The 15,377-nt window shown below is 64.3% G+C and carries 16 protein-coding genes; 14 read left to right on the top strand and 2 right to left on the bottom strand.

What is annotated here, in order from left to right; all coding sequences use genetic code 11:
- Positions 1–2: 2 nt before the first annotated feature.
- The 3 genes from BUS12_RS39150 to BUS12_RS29540 all read left to right on the top strand — a co-directional run bounded on the left by BUS12_RS39150 (position 3) and on the right by BUS12_RS29540 (position 1,395).
- Positions 3–137 carry a cytochrome oxidase small assembly protein gene (locus BUS12_RS39150; RefSeq protein ID WP_216352739.1) on the top strand — a complete coding sequence of 45 codons (135 nt, stop codon included), beginning with the start codon at positions 3–5 and terminating at the stop codon, positions 135–137.
- A 13-nt stretch (positions 138–150) separates the two neighbouring features.
- A complete protein-coding gene (locus BUS12_RS29545; RefSeq protein WP_074300896.1) occupies positions 151–375 on the top strand; it encodes a DUF2970 domain-containing protein in 225 nt (74 codons plus the stop codon).
- Positions 376–537: 162 nt separating this feature from the next.
- Positions 538–1,395 carry a cytochrome c oxidase subunit 3 gene (locus tag BUS12_RS29540; protein ID WP_074300895.1) on the top strand — a complete coding sequence of 286 codons (858 nt, stop codon included), beginning with the start codon at positions 538–540 and terminating at the stop codon, positions 1,393–1,395.
- Positions 1,396–1,577: 182 nt separating this feature from the next.
- Here BUS12_RS29540 and BUS12_RS29535 read toward each other — a convergent pair whose 3' ends face one another.
- A complete protein-coding gene (locus BUS12_RS29535) occupies positions 1,578–1,787 on the bottom strand; it encodes a twin transmembrane helix small protein (protein WP_074300894.1) in 210 nt (69 codons plus the stop codon).
- A gap of 87 nt (positions 1,788–1,874) precedes the next feature.
- On the opposite strand from BUS12_RS29535, the gene BUS12_RS29530 reads away from it, so the two are divergent.
- From BUS12_RS29530 to chrA, 7 genes are all read left to right on the top strand, one after another.
- Complete coding sequence (locus tag BUS12_RS29530) at positions 1,875–2,591, top strand: SURF1 family protein (RefSeq protein WP_074300893.1); 717 nt, start codon at positions 1,875–1,877, stop codon at positions 2,589–2,591.
- Between the two features lie 19 nt (positions 2,592–2,610).
- On the top strand, positions 2,611–3,273 hold the full coding sequence (locus BUS12_RS29525) for an SCO family protein (RefSeq protein ID WP_074300892.1): 663 nt from the start codon (positions 2,611–2,613) through the stop codon (positions 3,271–3,273).
- 90 nt (positions 3,274–3,363) lie between these two features.
- Entirely contained in the window at positions 3,364–4,473 is a 1,110-nt protein-coding gene (locus BUS12_RS29520) for a COX15/CtaA family protein (RefSeq protein ID WP_074300891.1), read from the top strand.
- Positions 4,474–4,478: 5 nt separating this feature from the next.
- The gene (gene cyoE, locus BUS12_RS29515) at positions 4,479–5,384 is read left to right on the top strand and encodes a heme o synthase (protein WP_074300890.1); all 906 of its coding nucleotides are present in this window, start codon (positions 4,479–4,481) and stop codon (positions 5,382–5,384) included.
- A 4-nt stretch (positions 5,385–5,388) separates the two neighbouring features.
- Entirely contained in the window at positions 5,389–6,006 is a 618-nt protein-coding gene (locus tag BUS12_RS29510) for an SCO family protein (protein WP_074300889.1), read from the top strand.
- A gap of 284 nt (positions 6,007–6,290) precedes the next feature.
- The gene (locus tag BUS12_RS29505) at positions 6,291–7,103 is read left to right on the top strand and encodes a MetQ/NlpA family ABC transporter substrate-binding protein (RefSeq protein ID WP_074301776.1); all 813 of its coding nucleotides are present in this window, start codon (positions 6,291–6,293) and stop codon (positions 7,101–7,103) included.
- 170 nt (positions 7,104–7,273) lie between these two features.
- A complete protein-coding gene (chrA, locus tag BUS12_RS29500; protein ID WP_074301775.1) occupies positions 7,274–8,479 on the top strand; it encodes a chromate efflux transporter in 1,206 nt (401 codons plus the stop codon).
- 32 nt (positions 8,480–8,511) lie between these two features.
- Here the strand turns inward: chrA and BUS12_RS29495 are convergent, their stop codons facing one another.
- On the bottom strand, positions 8,512–9,438 hold the full coding sequence (locus BUS12_RS29495) for a bifunctional helix-turn-helix transcriptional regulator/GNAT family N-acetyltransferase (protein WP_074300888.1): 927 nt from the start codon (positions 9,436–9,438) through the stop codon (positions 8,512–8,514).
- Positions 9,439–9,817: 379 nt separating this feature from the next.
- Here BUS12_RS29495 and BUS12_RS29490 point away from each other — a divergent pair, with 379 nt between their 5' ends.
- The 4 genes from BUS12_RS29490 to ptsP all read left to right on the top strand — a co-directional run bounded on the left by BUS12_RS29490 (position 9,818) and on the right by ptsP (position 15,357).
- Positions 9,818–10,552, top strand: a complete 735-nt coding sequence (locus tag BUS12_RS29490; protein ID WP_074300887.1) for a GntR family transcriptional regulator — start codon at positions 9,818–9,820, stop codon at positions 10,550–10,552.
- Between the two features lie 106 nt (positions 10,553–10,658).
- Positions 10,659–11,762, top strand: a complete 1,104-nt coding sequence (gene nagA, locus BUS12_RS29485; protein ID WP_074300886.1) for an N-acetylglucosamine-6-phosphate deacetylase — start codon at positions 10,659–10,661, stop codon at positions 11,760–11,762.
- Positions 11,755–12,762: an SIS domain-containing protein gene (locus BUS12_RS29480; protein ID WP_074300885.1), complete on the top strand. Its 1,008-nt coding sequence runs from the start codon at positions 11,755–11,757 to the stop codon at positions 12,760–12,762. Before nagA ends, BUS12_RS29480 begins: the two co-directional genes overlap by 8 nt.
- 39 nt (positions 12,763–12,801) lie before the next feature.
- Positions 12,802–15,357, top strand: coding sequence for a phosphoenolpyruvate--protein phosphotransferase (gene ptsP / locus BUS12_RS29475; RefSeq protein ID WP_171991730.1), 2,556 nt, complete (start codon positions 12,802–12,804; stop codon positions 15,355–15,357).
- Positions 15,358–15,377: the final 20 nt, after the last annotated feature.

Here is a 15,377-nt window from a genome sequence, read left to right as displayed (position 1 = left end):
GCATGACCCGGAATCCACTACAACGACGTACGCCTGAGGAAATCCGCGCGGGCAACCTGCGGCTCGGTTTGCTCATGCTGGCCATCGCCGCTGCGTTTTTCGTGGGTATCTTCGTCAAGCGGAGCTTTTTCTCCTGAAGACGATCGCGCAATGAGTGACAACGGCGGTAGCGGTGGTGGCCCTGCTGCAGGGAAAGGCAGCTTCAGCCAGTCGATGAAAGCCGTGTTCTGGGCGTTTTTCGGCGTGCGCAAACGGCGCGACCTGGAATCGGACGCCACCCAGCTCAATCCGCTCCACGTGCTGGCGGCGGCGCTGATCGGTGCGGCGATTTTTATCGGCATCCTGATTCTGGTGGTACGCGCGGTGGTGGGCTAAGGCGCCCGGCGCGCAGTAGAGGGAAACAGCAAAAGCGGTAGCACCGGGCCGGACACAGCCCCGAAATTAGAGTGAAGCGGTGCGGTATCGACGCACCGCCGGAGAGACAGCCGGACCCATCCGGATCGAGCGGAACAACTGGACTGAAGTGGAGAATCAAGAATGAGCGGTCAAAACGAGAGCCCGTACTATTTCGTACCGCATCCGTCGCGGCATCCGATCAGCGCGGCCATCGGGCTGCTGGTCATGCTGTCATCGCTTGCGGCCTGGATCAACGGCGAAAGCTGGGCGCCGATTACGGTGCTCGCCGGTTTGTTGTGGCTGCTCTACACGTTGTGGCACTGGTTCGGCGACGCGATCTCCGAATCCGAAGGTGGCATGTACGGCAAGAACGTCGACAAGTCGTACCGTTGGAGCATGAGCTGGTTCATCTTCTCCGAAGTCATGTTCTTCGGCGCGTTTTTCGGCGCGCTGTTCTACGCCCGTGAAATTGCGCTGCATGAACTGGGCAGCCTCGACTACAAGCTGATCTGGCCTGACTTCACGGCGGTGTGGCCGAACATCGGACCGGCAACGCTCGTGTCCCACTTCAAGTCGATGCAACCGTGGCCGGTGCCGACCATCAACACGGCGTTGCTGCTGTCCTCGGGCGCGACGCTGACGGTGGCTCACCATGCGCTGCGCGAGAACCATCGCAACAAGACCATTGCGTGGCTGGCCGCGACGGTGTTGCTGGGACTGTGCTTCCTGTTCCTGCAAGGTTTCGAGTACTACCACGCGTACAACGAACTGAACCTGACGCTGGCCTCAGGCGTGTATGGTTCGACGTTCTTCCTGCTGACCGGCTTCCACGGCTTCCACGTGTTTCTGGGCGGCACGATGCTGACGGTGGTGCTGGTGCGTGTGATCCGCGGCCACTTCACGGCGGATCACCACTTCGCCTTTGAAGGGGCGGCCTGGTACTGGCACTTTGTGGACGTGGTGTGGCTCGGGCTGTACGTTGTCGTGTACTGGCTGTAAAGCTTGACGGGCCTGCGCGCGGTCATTGTTACCCGCTACGCGCAGGCGTCTGGATTGCCGGGTTCGCTGCAAGCGGCGGAGCCCACGAGTAGTATGCAGGCTGATGCAGCGCCGCCCTCGACCCTGTCAGGGCGGCGTTTTGCTTCTGGCGGGCGCTCAATCGCGCCGCCTATGAGCATGGCTTAGCGGCCGTAAGGAATGCCGGTCGACTGGATCCACCCCATCCAGTGAGCAAACAGGATGAAGAGGAACAGCGAGATCGACAGGCCCACGCGAGTGGCCAGCGACCAGACCATGCGTTTCGTCTTGCCCTTGTCGTGCATCATGAAGTACAGCGCCGAGGCCATACTGGCAATGATCAGGGCAAAGGCGATGGGAACGATAATGTGCATGAAATCAGCTGAAATTCAGGAGCGCAAAGGCAAGATGGTTATTATCGCACCGTGCGTTGCGCCGCGTATGGCCCTGGGGCCGGCACGATGAAGATCCGCTGGTTGCCGGCACTGCTGATCCTGATCGTCGTGGCGGTGACGGTGCGGCTGGGTTTCTGGCAGCGCGATCGCGCGCATCAGAAAGAGGCTCTGCAGGCCCACATCACGCAGTTCGAAAACGCGCCGGCCGAGCCGCTCAGCGGCGCGCCGGTTGCGCTGAAGGATATCGAATTTCACCGGGTGCGCGCACGCGGCAGCTTCGTCGCCGACAAGGTGGTGTATCTCGACAATCGCCCGTATAACGACCAGCCGGGCTTTTACGTCGTGATGCCCTTTAAACTCGCCGATGGCGGTTACGTGCTGGTCAATCGCGGCTGGTTGCCGCGCAACATCGCCGATCGCACCACTATCGCACCGTACGTCACGCCGGCAGGTCAGATCGAGATCGAAGGCATTGCGCGCGCCGATGCAACCCGCGCGTTCGAACTGGGGCAGGGCGGCTCGGCCGCGCACCAGTTGATCCGGCAGAATCTGGATGTGAGCGCGTACGCTGCGGAGACCGGGTTGCCGCTGCAGCCGTTCGTGATCCAGCAGTTGAGCGACGATGGCGACAAGCTGGTGCGCGACTGGCCGGCGCCGGACACCGATGTCGAGCGCAACTACGGCTACATGCTGCAATGGTGGGGCATGGCAATCGCGGCGCTGGCCTTCGGTCTCTATGCCGCGCGGCGCGCAGCAAAGAAAGAGCACGCGCCCAGCACCTAACATTTAAAGAGGTTTTGTAGTGTCGACGCAATCTCCCCGTTCGCCGCAAGCCGGCAAATCCGCTGGCCCGGCCGTGATGCCCGGTCAGCCCCACGGCAAAGGATCGTGGCATCGCGGCCGCTGGATGATGCTGCTGATCGCGCTCGTCTGCGCCGCGCCGGTAATCGGCTCGTACTTCACGTACTACGTCATCAAACCCACCGGCGGCAGCACGAGTTACGGCGCGCTGGTCGAGCCGCAGCGGCCGATTCCCGAGGGCCTGGTCGTGACGGGCGACGACGGCAAGCTGCTGGCGCTCGCCTCGCTGCGCGGCAAATGGCTGCTGGTTTCCGTCGACAGCAGCGCCTGCGACAAGGCTTGCGTCACCAAGCTGTATTTCATGCGCCAGGTGCGCGCGACGCAAGGACCGGAGCGTGAGCGGGTGGTCGAGGTCTGGCTGCGCACCGACGCCGGCAACGTGTCGGACGTCATCGAAAAAGCCTATCCGGACACGCGCAAGCTGATCGCCGACCCGGCCGCGCTGACCGCCTGGCTGCCGGTCGATGCCGGCACGAGCCTCACCGATCACATCTTCGTGGTCGATCCGAACGGCAATCTGATGATGCGTTTCCCGAAAGATCCGAACCCGAGCAAGATCAAGGGTGACATCACGAAGCTGCTGAAGTGGTCGAGCATCGGCTGATGCGGCGTTTTATCGCATGCCGGAGTGCACCGCGGAGTGGACCGCCTGTAGCACCATCGGCCGCACCGTTTATCGCGAGAAGGTAGAGAGATGTTCGTACTGCAACTGGGCCTGATCGGCTTGTGCATAGCGTTGTTGCCGCTGTCCTACGTATGGGTCAAGGCCGACGACAATAAATTCCGCAAGCTGGTCTGGGTCACCACCTTCATGACGCTGGACCTCGTGATGTTCGGCGGCTTCACGCGCCTCACCGACTCCGGTCTCGGCTGCCCGGACTGGCCCGGTTGCTACGGGACGTCCTCGCCCTTCATCGCGCACGCCGCGATCGCCGCGGCTCACCAGGCCATGCCTACCGGGCCCGTCAGCATGACCAAGGCGTGGATCGAAATGATCCACCGCTACTTCGCGATGGCGATCGGCGTGCTGATCGTCGCGCAGACGCTGATCGCATGGGTGGCGCGTATCAAGCGGCGTCCGCTGCATGTGTCGCCCTGGTGGCCGACCTCGCTGCTCCTGCTGATTCTGGTGCAGGGCGCGTTCGGCGCGTGGACCGTGACGCTCAAGCTGCAACCGGTGATCGTGACGACGCACCTGCTGCTGGGCCTCGCCTTGCTCGGCACGCTCGGTTGGCTGGCGGCGCGCCAGACGCCGCTGCCTGCCTACGAGCCCGAGGTCGCGCACTGGCGTGCGGCGGCGCTTGCCGGCCTGGCGCTACTGATCGTGCAGATTGCGCTGGGCGGCTGGGTCAGTACGAACTACGCGGTGCTGGCCTGCACCGACTTCCCGACCTGCAACGGCCAATGGATTCCGCCGATGGACTTCGCCCACGGTTTCCACCTGTGGCGCGCGCTTGGCATGACCGGCGACGGCGAGATGATCACCCAGGATGCGCTGGTGGCGATCCACTGGACCCACCGGACCTTTGCGATCGTGGTGGTCGCCTATCTGCTCTGGTTCGCGCTGAAGGTGCGCCGCTTCGAATCGCTGCGGCGTCCCGCCAACGGCGTGTTGCTGGTGGTGCTGATCCAGTTCGTCACGGGCCTCTCCAACATCGTCCTGCAATGGCCGTTGGCCGTTGCAGTCGCCCATAACGGTGGCGCCGCAATCCTGCTGCTCCTGCTCGTTATGCTAAACTTTCGGATCGCTTATAGCCGTCCCGGCCGCGCCGCGTTGCCCGCGCGCGATGCCGCGCCAGCGTGACCCTCATGGACAGCACAACTCTTTCCCAGACCCCCGGTAGCCGGATCTCCCAATACATCGCGCTGACCAAGCCGCGCGTGACGCAGCTTGCCGTGTTCTGCGCGGTGATCGGTATGTTCCTCTCCACGCCCGGCATGGTGCCGTGGACCGTGCTGATCGGCGGCACCGTCGGCATCTGGCTGCTGGCCGGCGCGGCCTTCGCCATCAATTGCCTCGTCGAACAGAAGATCGACGCGAAGATGCGCCGCACCTCGTGGCGTCCGTCGGCACGCGGCGAAATCACCACGGGGCAAATCCTGCTGTTTTCGGCGGTGCTCGGCGGCCTTGGCATGTGGACGCTTTATACGTTCGCCAATCCGCTGACCATGTGGCTGACGATCGCCACTTTCGTCGGCTATGCCGTTATCTACACGCTGCTGCTCAAGCCGGCCACGCCGCAGAACATCGTGATCGGCGGCGCTTCGGGTGCCATGCCGCCGGCGCTGGGCTGGGCCGCAGTCACGGGCCACGTGCCCGGCGATGCATGGATTCTGGTGTTGATCATCTTCGTGTGGACGCCGCCGCATTTCTGGGCGCTCGCGCTGTATCGCCGCAAGGACTACGAAAACGCCGGCCTGCCGATGCTGCCGAACACCCATGGCGAGCAGTACACGCGGCTGCATATTTTCCTGTATTCCGTGATCCTGTTCGCGGTCACGTTGATGCCGTTCATCTCCGGCATGAGCGGCGTCGTTTATCTGCTGGCCGCGGTGCTGCTCGGCGCCGTGTTTCTCGCCTACGCGTGGAAGATCTATCGGGAGTACTCCGATACACTCGCGCGTCAGTTGTTCCGTTATTCGATCATTTATCTGTCGCTGCTGTTCGCCGCGCTGTTGATCGATCACTATGCACGTGTCCTGATCGGCGCGTAACACCATGCTCACAAACCGGCTAGCGCGCCTCGCGCGCGCCGCCATGATGGCCTGTGCGCTCGGCGGCGCGCTACTGGCCTCTGGCTGCGGCAAACCCGCTCCCTCGTTCCAGAACGTCGACATCACCGGCAATGCGCAGTTCGGCACGGACTTCTCGTTGCCCGACACCACCGGTAAGACTCGCACGCTCGCGGACTACAAGGGCAAGGTGGTGGTACTGTTCTTCGGCTACACGCATTGCCCGGACGTCTGTCCGACGACGATGGCCGAGCTTTCGCAAGCGCTGCAGCAACTCGGACCCACGGATGCCAGCCGCGTCCAGGTGTTGTTCGTCACCGTCGATCCCGAGCGCGATACCGCGGCGCTGATCGCGCAGTATGTGCCGGCCTTCAATCCTTCGTTTGTCGGCTTGCGTCCCGCCGACGAGGCGCAGCTCACCAAGGTGACAAAGGACTTCCGCGTCTACTACGCGAAGGTGCCGGGCAAGACGCCCGACAGCTATACGATGGACCACACGGCTGCGAGCTATGTCTTCGACCCGGACGGCAAGCTGCGGCTCTTCGCCCGCGATGGTCAGGGCGCCGCGCCCTGGGTGCACGATATCAAGCTGCTGCTCGATTGAGGCTGGATGCCATGCGCGTGCTCCCGGCACGCGCATGGCGACCCGCTATTTCTTTTCGTTCTGTTGATCCCTGTTGGTCTCGAAGCATCACACCCGGAGTCGGCAGATTCAGCCCCGGTGCTCACGCATCGCATCCCCGTACGCCCCACGGCATACCGATATGAGATCGTGATATTTCACTTCTCGCCGGCCCTATGAGACCATTTGCGGTCCAGTCGGCGGTACGCAATACGCCGCCGGCCTTTCACCTGAATCTGACACCGATCAGAACCAACGAGAACACCATGCAGCGCAGAAATATCCTGAAAGCCCTCTCCGCAGTTGTCGCTACCGCCGCATTCGTCACCAGCTTCTCCGCTCATGCCGATGACAAGGTCATCAAGGTCGGCACCATCAGCGGTCCCGATGCGCAAATCTGGGCCGTGGTCCAGAAAGTGGCGCAGCGCGAAGGCCTGAACGTGAAGGTCATCGAATTCAACGATTATGTGCAGCCGAACGCCGCGCTCGACGCCGGCGATCTGGATGCCAACAGCTTCCAGCACCAGCCCTACCTCGACAGCCAGGTGAAGCAGCGCGGCTACAAGATCGTCAGCGCCGGTCTCACCTACATCTCGCCGCTCGGCATCTACTCGAAGAAGATCAAGTCGCTGAAGGACCTGCCGCAGGGTGCGAAGGTCGCCGTGCCGAACGATCCGTCCAATGAGAACCGCGCGCTGCTGTTGCTGCAGGCGCAGGGCGTGCTCAAGCTGAAGGCCGGCGCCGGCACGAACGGCAACAGCGCGACGCCGCTCGACGTTGCCGACAATCCGAAGAAGGTGAAGCTGGTCGAACTGGATGCGGCGCAATTGCCGCGCTCGCTGTCCGACGTCGACGCCGCTGCCATCAACACCAACTACGCACTTGCCGGCGGCTTGCAGCCGACCAGGGATGCCATCGCGCTCGAGGACATCCACAGCCCGTACGCGAACCTGATTGCCGTGCGCACCCAGGACAAGGACAAGCCGTGGGTGAAGAAGCTGGTGGCGGCTTATCAATCGGAAGACGTGCGCCAGTTCATCAAGACGCAGTTCAAGGGTTCGGTGGTGCCGTCGTTCTAAGCACGGCGTAGACCGCGACAGCGGGCCGCGAAACACCAGGCGCCATGGATGACCATGGCGCTTTTTTTACGCCACCCGAACCAACCCGCGCCATCGAAACACTGCGCCTCGCTCTGGCCACGTCGCAGATGCTGGATAATTCGCCACGCCTGTTCTACGAGGATTGCTGCATGGCTTCACAGGACTCAATGGCGCGCCTCACTGCGCCGCGCATTTTCCTGATCTTCCTGAAACTGGGCCTTACTTGCTTCGGCGGTCCGGTCGCGCATATCGGCTTCTTCCGCGATGAATTCGTCAAACGGCGGGCATGGCTGAGCGACGAAGCATTTGCCGATATCGTTGCGCTCTGCCAGTTCATGCCGGGACCGTCGAGCAGCCAGGTCGGCATCGCACTTGGGCTGAGACAGGGTGGTCTCGCTGGTGCGTTTGCCGCGTGGCTCGGCTTTACCTTGCCGTCCGCGGTTTTGTTGTGGGCGTTTGGGCTCGTGATGACGCACTACGGCGCCGGCGCCGCCTCCGCCGGCTGGTTGCATGGCCTCGGACTGGCCGCCGTAGCGGTCGTCGCGCAAGCACTCTGGAGCATGGCTCGCACGCTCTGTCCGGATTTGCCGCGGCTGGCAATTGCTGCAGTGGCTGCGGCCATGATGCTCAGCGGCGCGACGCCGTTGATGCAAATTGCCGCACTGCTGGTCGGTGCACTGGCGGGCTGGTTGCTGCGACACCGCTTGCCCGTACCGGGTAGCGCGGGTGAGCCGATCACGAGGAGTACCGCGGCGCATCCTGCACTCGTGCTCGCGCTGTTTGCGGCGCTGCTGTTCGGGTTGCCGGCCATGGCGGCACTCTCGGGCAGTTACGCGCTGCATCTGTTCAGCAGTTTCTTTCGGGTGGGTTCGCTGGTTTTCGGCGGCGGTCACGTCGTGCTGCCCTTGCTCGAGTCAGTCGTGGTGCCGGCCGGCTGGGTTCGGCCCGACGCTTTTATCGCCGGTTACGGTGCTGCTCAAGCGGTGCCGGGCCCGCTCTTCACCTTCGCGGCTTTCCTCGGCAGCGTTTCCAGCCAGCAGCCGGCGGGCATTGTCGGAGCGGCAATCGCGGTGGTCGCCATCTTTCTGCCTTCGTTTCTGCTCGTGGTTGGCGTGGTGCCCCTGTGGGACCGGCTGCGCTCGGTGCGCTGGGTGCGTTACGCGCTACTGGGTATCAATGCCGCCGTCGTTGGCTTGCTGGGCGCAGCGTTCTACTCGCCGCTTTGTGTTCATTCACTCCGCAGCCTCACCGACGTTGCCTTTGCTGCCGCTGCGCTGGTGCTGCTGTGGGCACTGCGTACGCCCCCATGGCTGGTGGTGGCATTGGCGGCGGCGGTGGGGGAGTTGATTTTCTAGATTCTCTTCGAGCTGCAGCCCCCCAAGCCCCTCTACAGATCGCGCTCCCAGCGCTCCACCGTCAGGTCATGGCCGAAGCGTAGCTCCGGCGTCGAGCTGGCGCAGATAAACCCGGCGCGCTCGCAGAGCCGCCGCGATTCGGCGAGCGTGGTGACGGTCGAGAGCGTCAGCTTGGTATAGCCCGCGCGTCTCGCGAATCGCGCGCATTCGTCGACCAGTTGCGTGCCGATACCGAGGCGGCGCATATCGGGCTCGATGTACAGCAGTTCGACCCGCGCAACCGTGGCCGACACGCCCATCACCATGGCTGAACCGACAATCGAATTGTCCTGTTCGGCGATCCAGCAGGTCTCGCGTAGCGGATCGCGATTCAGCGTGAAGTCCGCGACCGTCTTCGCGAGCCATCCTTCGAAGGATTGATCCCAGCCGTGTTCGCTGGCGAACAATATGGCTTGCCGGTGCACCAGCCAGCCATATTCGCCGCCGCGCGGCGCCCGCAAGGTGATGATGCCGCGCCGCGGCTGATCGTCGAGCAGCCGTTCGACGAGCTTCATGGCGCCGATCAGTTGCTCCTGCGAACTGTCTGCGAGCCGTTCCAGCACCGACAGCACTTCTTCGATGGCGGCGCAGTCGAGCGGTGCATAAGCGGCATGACCCTCGTCGGTAAGCGCGATGAGCGACTGACGCGCGTCGCTTTCCGAGGGACGCCGGGTGATCAGGTTGCGGCGCTCGAAGCTCGTCAGCAGACGGCTCAGATAGCCGCTGTCGAGTCCCAGGTTGCGCGTCAGTACCGCGGCGGTTTGTGCGCGTTCGCGTGCCAGTTCATGCAGCACGCGCACTTCGGTCAATGAGAACGCGCTTTTTTGCAGGCGCTCATGCAGTGCGCCGACGTGCTTCGTATAGAAGCGGTTGAAGTGGCGAACTGCCTCAGCGCGCCGCAGCGCTGTGGGATCGGTCAACGTACGGCTCTCCGGGGGTTTTCGTGAGTGTCACACAGCGGGATATTGGCTGCCATCCTATATAAAAACGGAAAATATTGTGCTCCAGCCGCATCGCAAGGCATTAGTAAGACGAAACTAGCAAGGTGATGTTAAGCGCTCTGTGCGGTAGCGAACCAGTGGTTCGCTACTGGGCCTGAAATGATGCCGAATACGGGTAAATACCGATCATCGAAGATGCCCGGAAAATCGCTGTAAATCACGCTAAATCCCTTTCCCATCAAGGCTTTGAGGGCGATCTGCGAGGCCTGAAACAACTCGATTGACTGGTATTATGGTGGTTATATAATGGGCTCTCCTTTCGTAGCCCGTGCTCGTCCTTTCGACCCATCCGAGTCCCATGGAAACACGCTGGTCCGCATTGATGCCTGACGCTCGCAACGTCACGCCGCTCTACCTGCAACTCGCGCGCAACCTGGCCACGGCGATCCACTGTGGCGTCTGGTCGGCGGGCGAGGCGTTGCCGTCGGAGCGTACGTTGTCGGATGCGATTGGCGTGTCGCGCATTACCGCGCGCAAGGCGATTGAGCTGCTGGTCGAGCAAGGCCTGATCCGGCGTGCGCGAGGAGCGGGCAGCTTCATCACGCCGCGCGTCGAAGATCCGCTGTCGCGGCTCACCGGCTTCACGAAAAAGATGCAGCAACGCGGCTTTCGTCCGGACTCGGTCTGGCTCGAGCGCGGCATCCGCGCGGCGAATCGCGACGAACTGGTGCACCTCGGCCTGTCGCCGGGCGCGGCGGTCACGAGTCTGCGGCGCCTGCGGCGCGCGGACGGCATCGTGATGGCGGTGGAGCATTCGGCGTTGCCGGCCTCGATCGTGCCCGACCCGCAGGCCATCGGCGTGTCGTTGTACAGCTATCTGGAACAGCGCGGCATGGCGGTGGTGCGCGCGCTGCAGCACTTTCGGGCCGTCAATGCGACGAGCGAGATTGCGTCGTTGATGGACATCGAGCCGCGCTCGGCGCTGCTGGTGATCACGCGCATCGGCTATAGCGCCGATCAGCGCGCGATCGAATTGACGGACACCTACTGCCGGGACGATTACTACGACTTTGTCGCCGAGTTGCGCCAATGAGGGCGCAATAACGTCGCAGGACCGGCGCAGTATCGGCGCAACCCTCGCGCAAGGCTGAAGAGCGCGAATTGGCAACGTATCGCACTACGTAATATCAGAGAGACTCATGCTGACCGGAAACATACTCACCACCGATGGGTGGATTTACGGCACGCTCGAATACGAAAACGGCCGCATCACGTCGCTCACGGGCGAGCGGGTCGACCCGTCCACCAACGACGCGCCCTATATCCTGCCGGGCTTCATCGATCTGCACGTGCACGGCGGCGGCGGCTCCGACGTCATGGAGGCGGGCAACGCGATCGAGACGATCACGCGCACGCACGCCCGCTTCGGCACCACCAGCCTGCTCGCCACCACGATGACCGCGCCGCGCGAAGAGCTGATGAACGTGGTCGCGAATCTCGGCGACGTCGCCCGGGTGCGCACGCCGGGTGGTTCGCGCGTGCTGGGGGTTCACCTCGAAGGCCCGTATATCAATCCCGGCAAGCTCGGTGCGCAGCCGGACGCCGCGGTGTCGGCGGTGCTCGATGAAGTGCTGAAGTATCTGTCCATCGCGCCGATCCGCGTGGTCACGATCGCGCCGGAAATCTCCGGCCACATGGACATCATTTCCGAAATCGCTGCGCGCGGCGTGCGCGTGCAGCTCGGCCATTCGCTCGGCACCTACGACGATGCCGTCGCCGCGCTCAAGCACGGCGCGTGCGGCTTTACGCACCTGTTCAACGCGATGTCGCCGCTGCATCACCGCAATCCCGGCATGGTCGGCGCCGCGCTCGCGCACGCCGAGTTCGCGGAGATCATCCCCGATCTGCTGCACGTGCATCCTGGCGCGATTCGCGCCGCCATGCGGGCGATTCCGCGTGTGTATGTGGTGACCGACAGCACCTCCGCTACCGGCATGCCGGACGGTGAGTACCGTCTCGGCAGCCAGCATGTCACGAAGTGTCTGGGCGGCGTCCGTCTTGCCGACGGCACGCTCGCCGGCAGCACCCTGACGATGGATCAGGCGCTGCGCAATCTGGTATCGATCGGCCTGCCTATGGCCGATGTGTCAAACCGTCTGTCGCGCTACGCCGCCGACTACCTTGGCATCGAAGACCGCGGCCGCATCGCGCGCGGTGCCTGGGCCGATATCGTCGTGTTCGATCGTGAACTGGCGCTGACCGCGACTTACGTCGAAGGAGAATCAATTGTCGAATATGCTTAACGAAGCGCTGGCGTCCGCCGAAGTGGTCGCCGCGCAGCTTGCCGATACGTCGCGCGTCGAGGCGCTCGCGCGGAAGCTCGCTGAACATCCGCGCCATGTCGCGCTCACCGTGGCACGCGGTAGCTCGGACCACGCAGCCAGTTATTTCGCAAGCCTTACCATGAGCCGCATCGGCGTGCCGGTCGCTTCGTTGCCGATGTCCGTGGCGACGCTGCAGCAGGCGCCATTGCAAGTGCGCGATCAGTTGGCTGTCGCGTTCTCGCAGTCCGGCAAGAGCCCGGATCTGGTGGGCACGATGGTTGCGTTGCGCGAGGCCGGTGCCCTGGCCGTGGCCGCCGTGAACGCGCCGCAATCGCCGCTGTCCGACGCGTGCGAATGGCACCTGCCGCTCGTCGCCGGTCCTGAATTGAGCGTCGCGGCCACCAAGAGCTATATCGCGATGCTGTCGATCTCCGCGCAACTGGTGGCGCACTGGCAGCGCGACGAAGCGTTGCTCGCTGCGCTGCGCGACTTGCCCGAAGCCTTGCGGCGCGCCGGCCAGCTCGACTGGAGCCAGGCCGTTGAAGAATTGCGCGGTGTCGAACGCATGATCGTGATCGGCCGGGGTCTCGGTCTTGCGATCGCGCAGGAAGCGGCGCTTAAGCTCAAGGAAACCTCGGGCATCCAGGCCGAGGCGTTTTCAAGCGCCGAAGTGCGCCATGGTCCGATGGAGTTGATCGATCGCGACTACCCGCTGCTGGTGTTCGCGCCGCGCGGCCCCGAGCAGGCCGGCCTGATCCAGCTTGCCCGCGACATGCAGGCGCGCGGCGCACGCGTGCTGCTCGCCGCCCCGGCCGATGTGCCGGAAGCCACTTTGCCGCTCGTGACGACGGCCCATGCGGCGCTCGACCCGATCGCCGCCATTCTTTCCTTTTACGTGATGGCTGCGGGTCTTGCCGCCGCACGCGGACGCAATCCCGATGCGCCGCGCCATCTGAATAAAGTCACCGAAACTCACTGATCGAGAAATCAGATGCGACGTGTCGAGGAGTCCCGCTTGATGAGCCATTCCCAAGGCCATATTGTTTTGCTCGCGCCCATGACCGGTCCGGTCGTGCCGCTCGCGAACGTGCCCGATCCTGTGTTTTCGGGCGGCATGTTCGGCGACGGGATTGGCGTGGATCCGCTGGAGGGCAAACTCGTCGCGCCGTGCGACGGGGTTGTCACGCATCTGGCGCGCACCGGTCATGCGCTGACGCTGGCGACGGCCGAGGGCGCGGAGATCCTGCTGCACATCGGTATCGACACGGTCGAACTGAACGGCCGCGGCTTTACGCCGAAGGTCGCGCAGGGCGCCCAGGTGCGCACTGGCGATCTGTTGATCGAGTTCGATCAGGATCTGGTGGCGTGCAACGCGCCGAGCCTGGTGTCGGTGATTGCGATTGCGAACTCGGATGCGTTCGAGATCGTCGAGCGCGCGGAAGGCGGCATGCTGAAGGCGGGTAAAACGCCGTTGCTGGTGCTGCGCGAGCGAGGCGGCGCGGCGGCGGAAGCCTCGCGCCAGGCGACTCATGTGACGGAAGAGGCGCGCCAGACGGTGACGCTCGGTCACGCCGGCGGTTTGCATGCGCGTCCCGCGGCTCGTGCGCGTGAAGCGGCGCGCGGTCTCGATGCACGCGTTGAAGTGCGCTACGACGGCCGTAAGGCGCCGGTCGAAAGCGTCGTGGGTCTGCTCGGCCTCGGCGCGGGCGAAGGTGCGACGGTCGAAATTCTCGGCGTCGGTCCGCAAGCGGCTGCCGCGGTCGAAGCGGTCGCGCATGAGTTGCTGCGCGAAGCGCATGGCGAAGTCGAAGAAAAGCCGGCCCGGCAAAGTTCGCCGGCGCCTCTGATGGCCCAGACAGGCGGTGCGCCGCTCGCGCCCAATACGCTCGCGGGCGTTTGCGCGGCGCCTGGCATCGCGGTCGGCAAGCTGGTGCGCTGGGACGATGCGGATCTCGATCCACCCGAGACGGCAAGCGGCACGTCGGCGGCGGAAAGCCGTCTGCTCGACAAGGCGCTTGCCACCGTCGACGCCGAACTGAACACAACAGTGCGCGACGCCTCGCAACGCGGCGCGCATGGCGAGGCGGGCATTTTCGCGGTCCACCGCGTCTTGCTTGAAGATCCGACGCTGCTCGACGCGGCACGCGATCAGATCAGCCTTGGAAAGAGCGCCGGCTTTGCATGGCGCCAGTCGATCCGCGCACAGATCGCAGTCCTGACGAAAGTCGACGACGCGCTGCTCGCCGAACGGGCCGCGGATCTGCGCGATCTGGAAAAGCGCGTGCTGCGCGCGCTCGGCTATTCGAACAACGCGGCGCGGACGCTGCCGAACGAAGCCGTGCTGGTGGCCGAAGAGTTCACGCCTTCCGATCTGTCGTCGCTGGACCGTACGCATGTCACGGCACTGGTGATGGCCCGTGGCGGCGCGACCTCGCACGCGGCGATTCTCGCGCGGCAGAGCGGCATTCCGGCGCTGGTAGCCGTGGGCGACGCCCTGCATGCGATTCCCGAAGGCACCGAAGTCGTGGTCGATGCGTCTGCCGGGCGAATCGAATTTGCGCCGACGGCGCTGGACGTAGAGCGCGCCCGCGTCGAACGCACACGGCTTGCCGGCGTGCGCGAAGCGAACCGCCGCACCTCGCAACAGGCAGCCGCGACGGCGGACGGCCACGCGGTCGAAGTGGCGGCGAACATCGCCACGCTGGACGACGCGAGGACGGCGGTCGAGAACGGCGCGGATGCGGTTGGTCTGCTGCGCACCGAACTGCTGTTCATCCACCGCGCCTCGGCTCCGACCACCGACGAGCATCGCCAAAGCTATCAGTCGATCGTCGATGCGCTCGCCGGCCGTACCGCGATCATCCGCACGCTGGATGTCGGCGCGGACAAGGAAGTCGATTATCTGACGCTGCCGCCCGAGCCGAACCCCGCGCTCGGCCTGCGCGGCATCCGTCTGGCGCAAGTCCGCCCGGACCTGCTCGACGACCAGTTACGCGGCCTGCTGGCGGTGCAACCGCTCGGCGCTGTGCGCATCCTGCTGCCGATGGTGACGGACGCCGGCGAACTGATCCGCTTGCGCAAGCGCATCGACGAATTCGCCCGCGAGATGGGCCGCACCGATCCGATCGAAGTCGGCGTGATGATCGAAGTGCCGTCGGCGGCGTTGCTGGCCGATCAACTGTCGCAGTACGCGGACTTCCTCTCGATCGGCACCAACGATCTGACGCAATACACGCTGGCGATGGACCGCTGCCAGGCCGACCTCGCCGCGCAAGCCGACGGTCTGCATCCGGCGGTGCTGCGCCTGATTGCAGCGACCGTGCAGGGCGCGAACAGGCATGGCAAATGGGTGGGCGTGTGCGGGGCACTGGCGGGCGATCCGCTGGCCGTGCCGCTGCTCGTCGGCCTGGGCGTGACCGAGCTGTCGGTGGACCCGGTGTCGGTGCCGGGCATCAAAGCGCGAGTGCGCAACCTCAATTATCAGCTATGCCAACAACGTGCCCAGGATGTCCTGGCGCTGGAGTCGGCGCAGGCGGTAAGAGCAGTGAGCCGCGAAACCTGGCCGCTGGACTGAACCCCACACAGTCCACGGCG

It is taken from the genome of Paraburkholderia phenazinium, from assembly GCF_900142845.1.
In the GTDB taxonomy this organism is placed as follows: domain Bacteria; phylum Pseudomonadota; class Gammaproteobacteria; order Burkholderiales; family Burkholderiaceae; genus Paraburkholderia; species Paraburkholderia phenazinium_A.
Note: the sequence above shows the minus strand (reverse complement) of the source record. Positions and strands in the feature narration are given on the sequence as shown.

Coding starts and splice junctions, on each gene's coding strand:
- BUS12_RS39150 (WP_216352739.1), top strand. CDS start 3: ATGACCCGGAATCCACTACAACGACGTACGCCTGAGGAAATCCGCGCG.
- BUS12_RS29545 (WP_074300896.1), top strand. CDS start 151: ATGAGTGACAACGGCGGTAGCGGTGGTGGCCCTGCTGCAGGGAAAGGC.
- BUS12_RS29540 (WP_074300895.1), top strand. CDS start 538: ATGAGCGGTCAAAACGAGAGCCCGTACTATTTCGTACCGCATCCGTCG.
- BUS12_RS29535 (WP_074300894.1), bottom strand. CDS start 1,787: ATGCACATTATCGTTCCCATCGCCTTTGCCCTGATCATTGCCAGTATG.
- BUS12_RS29530 (WP_074300893.1), top strand. CDS start 1,875: ATGAAGATCCGCTGGTTGCCGGCACTGCTGATCCTGATCGTCGTGGCG.
- BUS12_RS29520 (WP_074300891.1), top strand. CDS start 3,364: ATGTTCGTACTGCAACTGGGCCTGATCGGCTTGTGCATAGCGTTGTTG.
- cyoE (WP_074300890.1), top strand. CDS start 4,479: ATGGACAGCACAACTCTTTCCCAGACCCCCGGTAGCCGGATCTCCCAA.
- BUS12_RS29510 (WP_074300889.1), top strand. CDS start 5,389: ATGCTCACAAACCGGCTAGCGCGCCTCGCGCGCGCCGCCATGATGGCC.
- BUS12_RS29505 (WP_074301776.1), top strand. CDS start 6,291: ATGCAGCGCAGAAATATCCTGAAAGCCCTCTCCGCAGTTGTCGCTACC.
- chrA (WP_074301775.1), top strand. CDS start 7,274: ATGGCTTCACAGGACTCAATGGCGCGCCTCACTGCGCCGCGCATTTTC.
- BUS12_RS29490 (WP_074300887.1), top strand. CDS start 9,818: ATGGAAACACGCTGGTCCGCATTGATGCCTGACGCTCGCAACGTCACG.
- nagA (WP_074300886.1), top strand. CDS start 10,659: ATGCTGACCGGAAACATACTCACCACCGATGGGTGGATTTACGGCACG.
- BUS12_RS29480 (WP_074300885.1), top strand. CDS start 11,755: ATGCTTAACGAAGCGCTGGCGTCCGCCGAAGTGGTCGCCGCGCAGCTT.
- ptsP (WP_171991730.1), top strand. CDS start 12,802: ATGAGCCATTCCCAAGGCCATATTGTTTTGCTCGCGCCCATGACCGGT.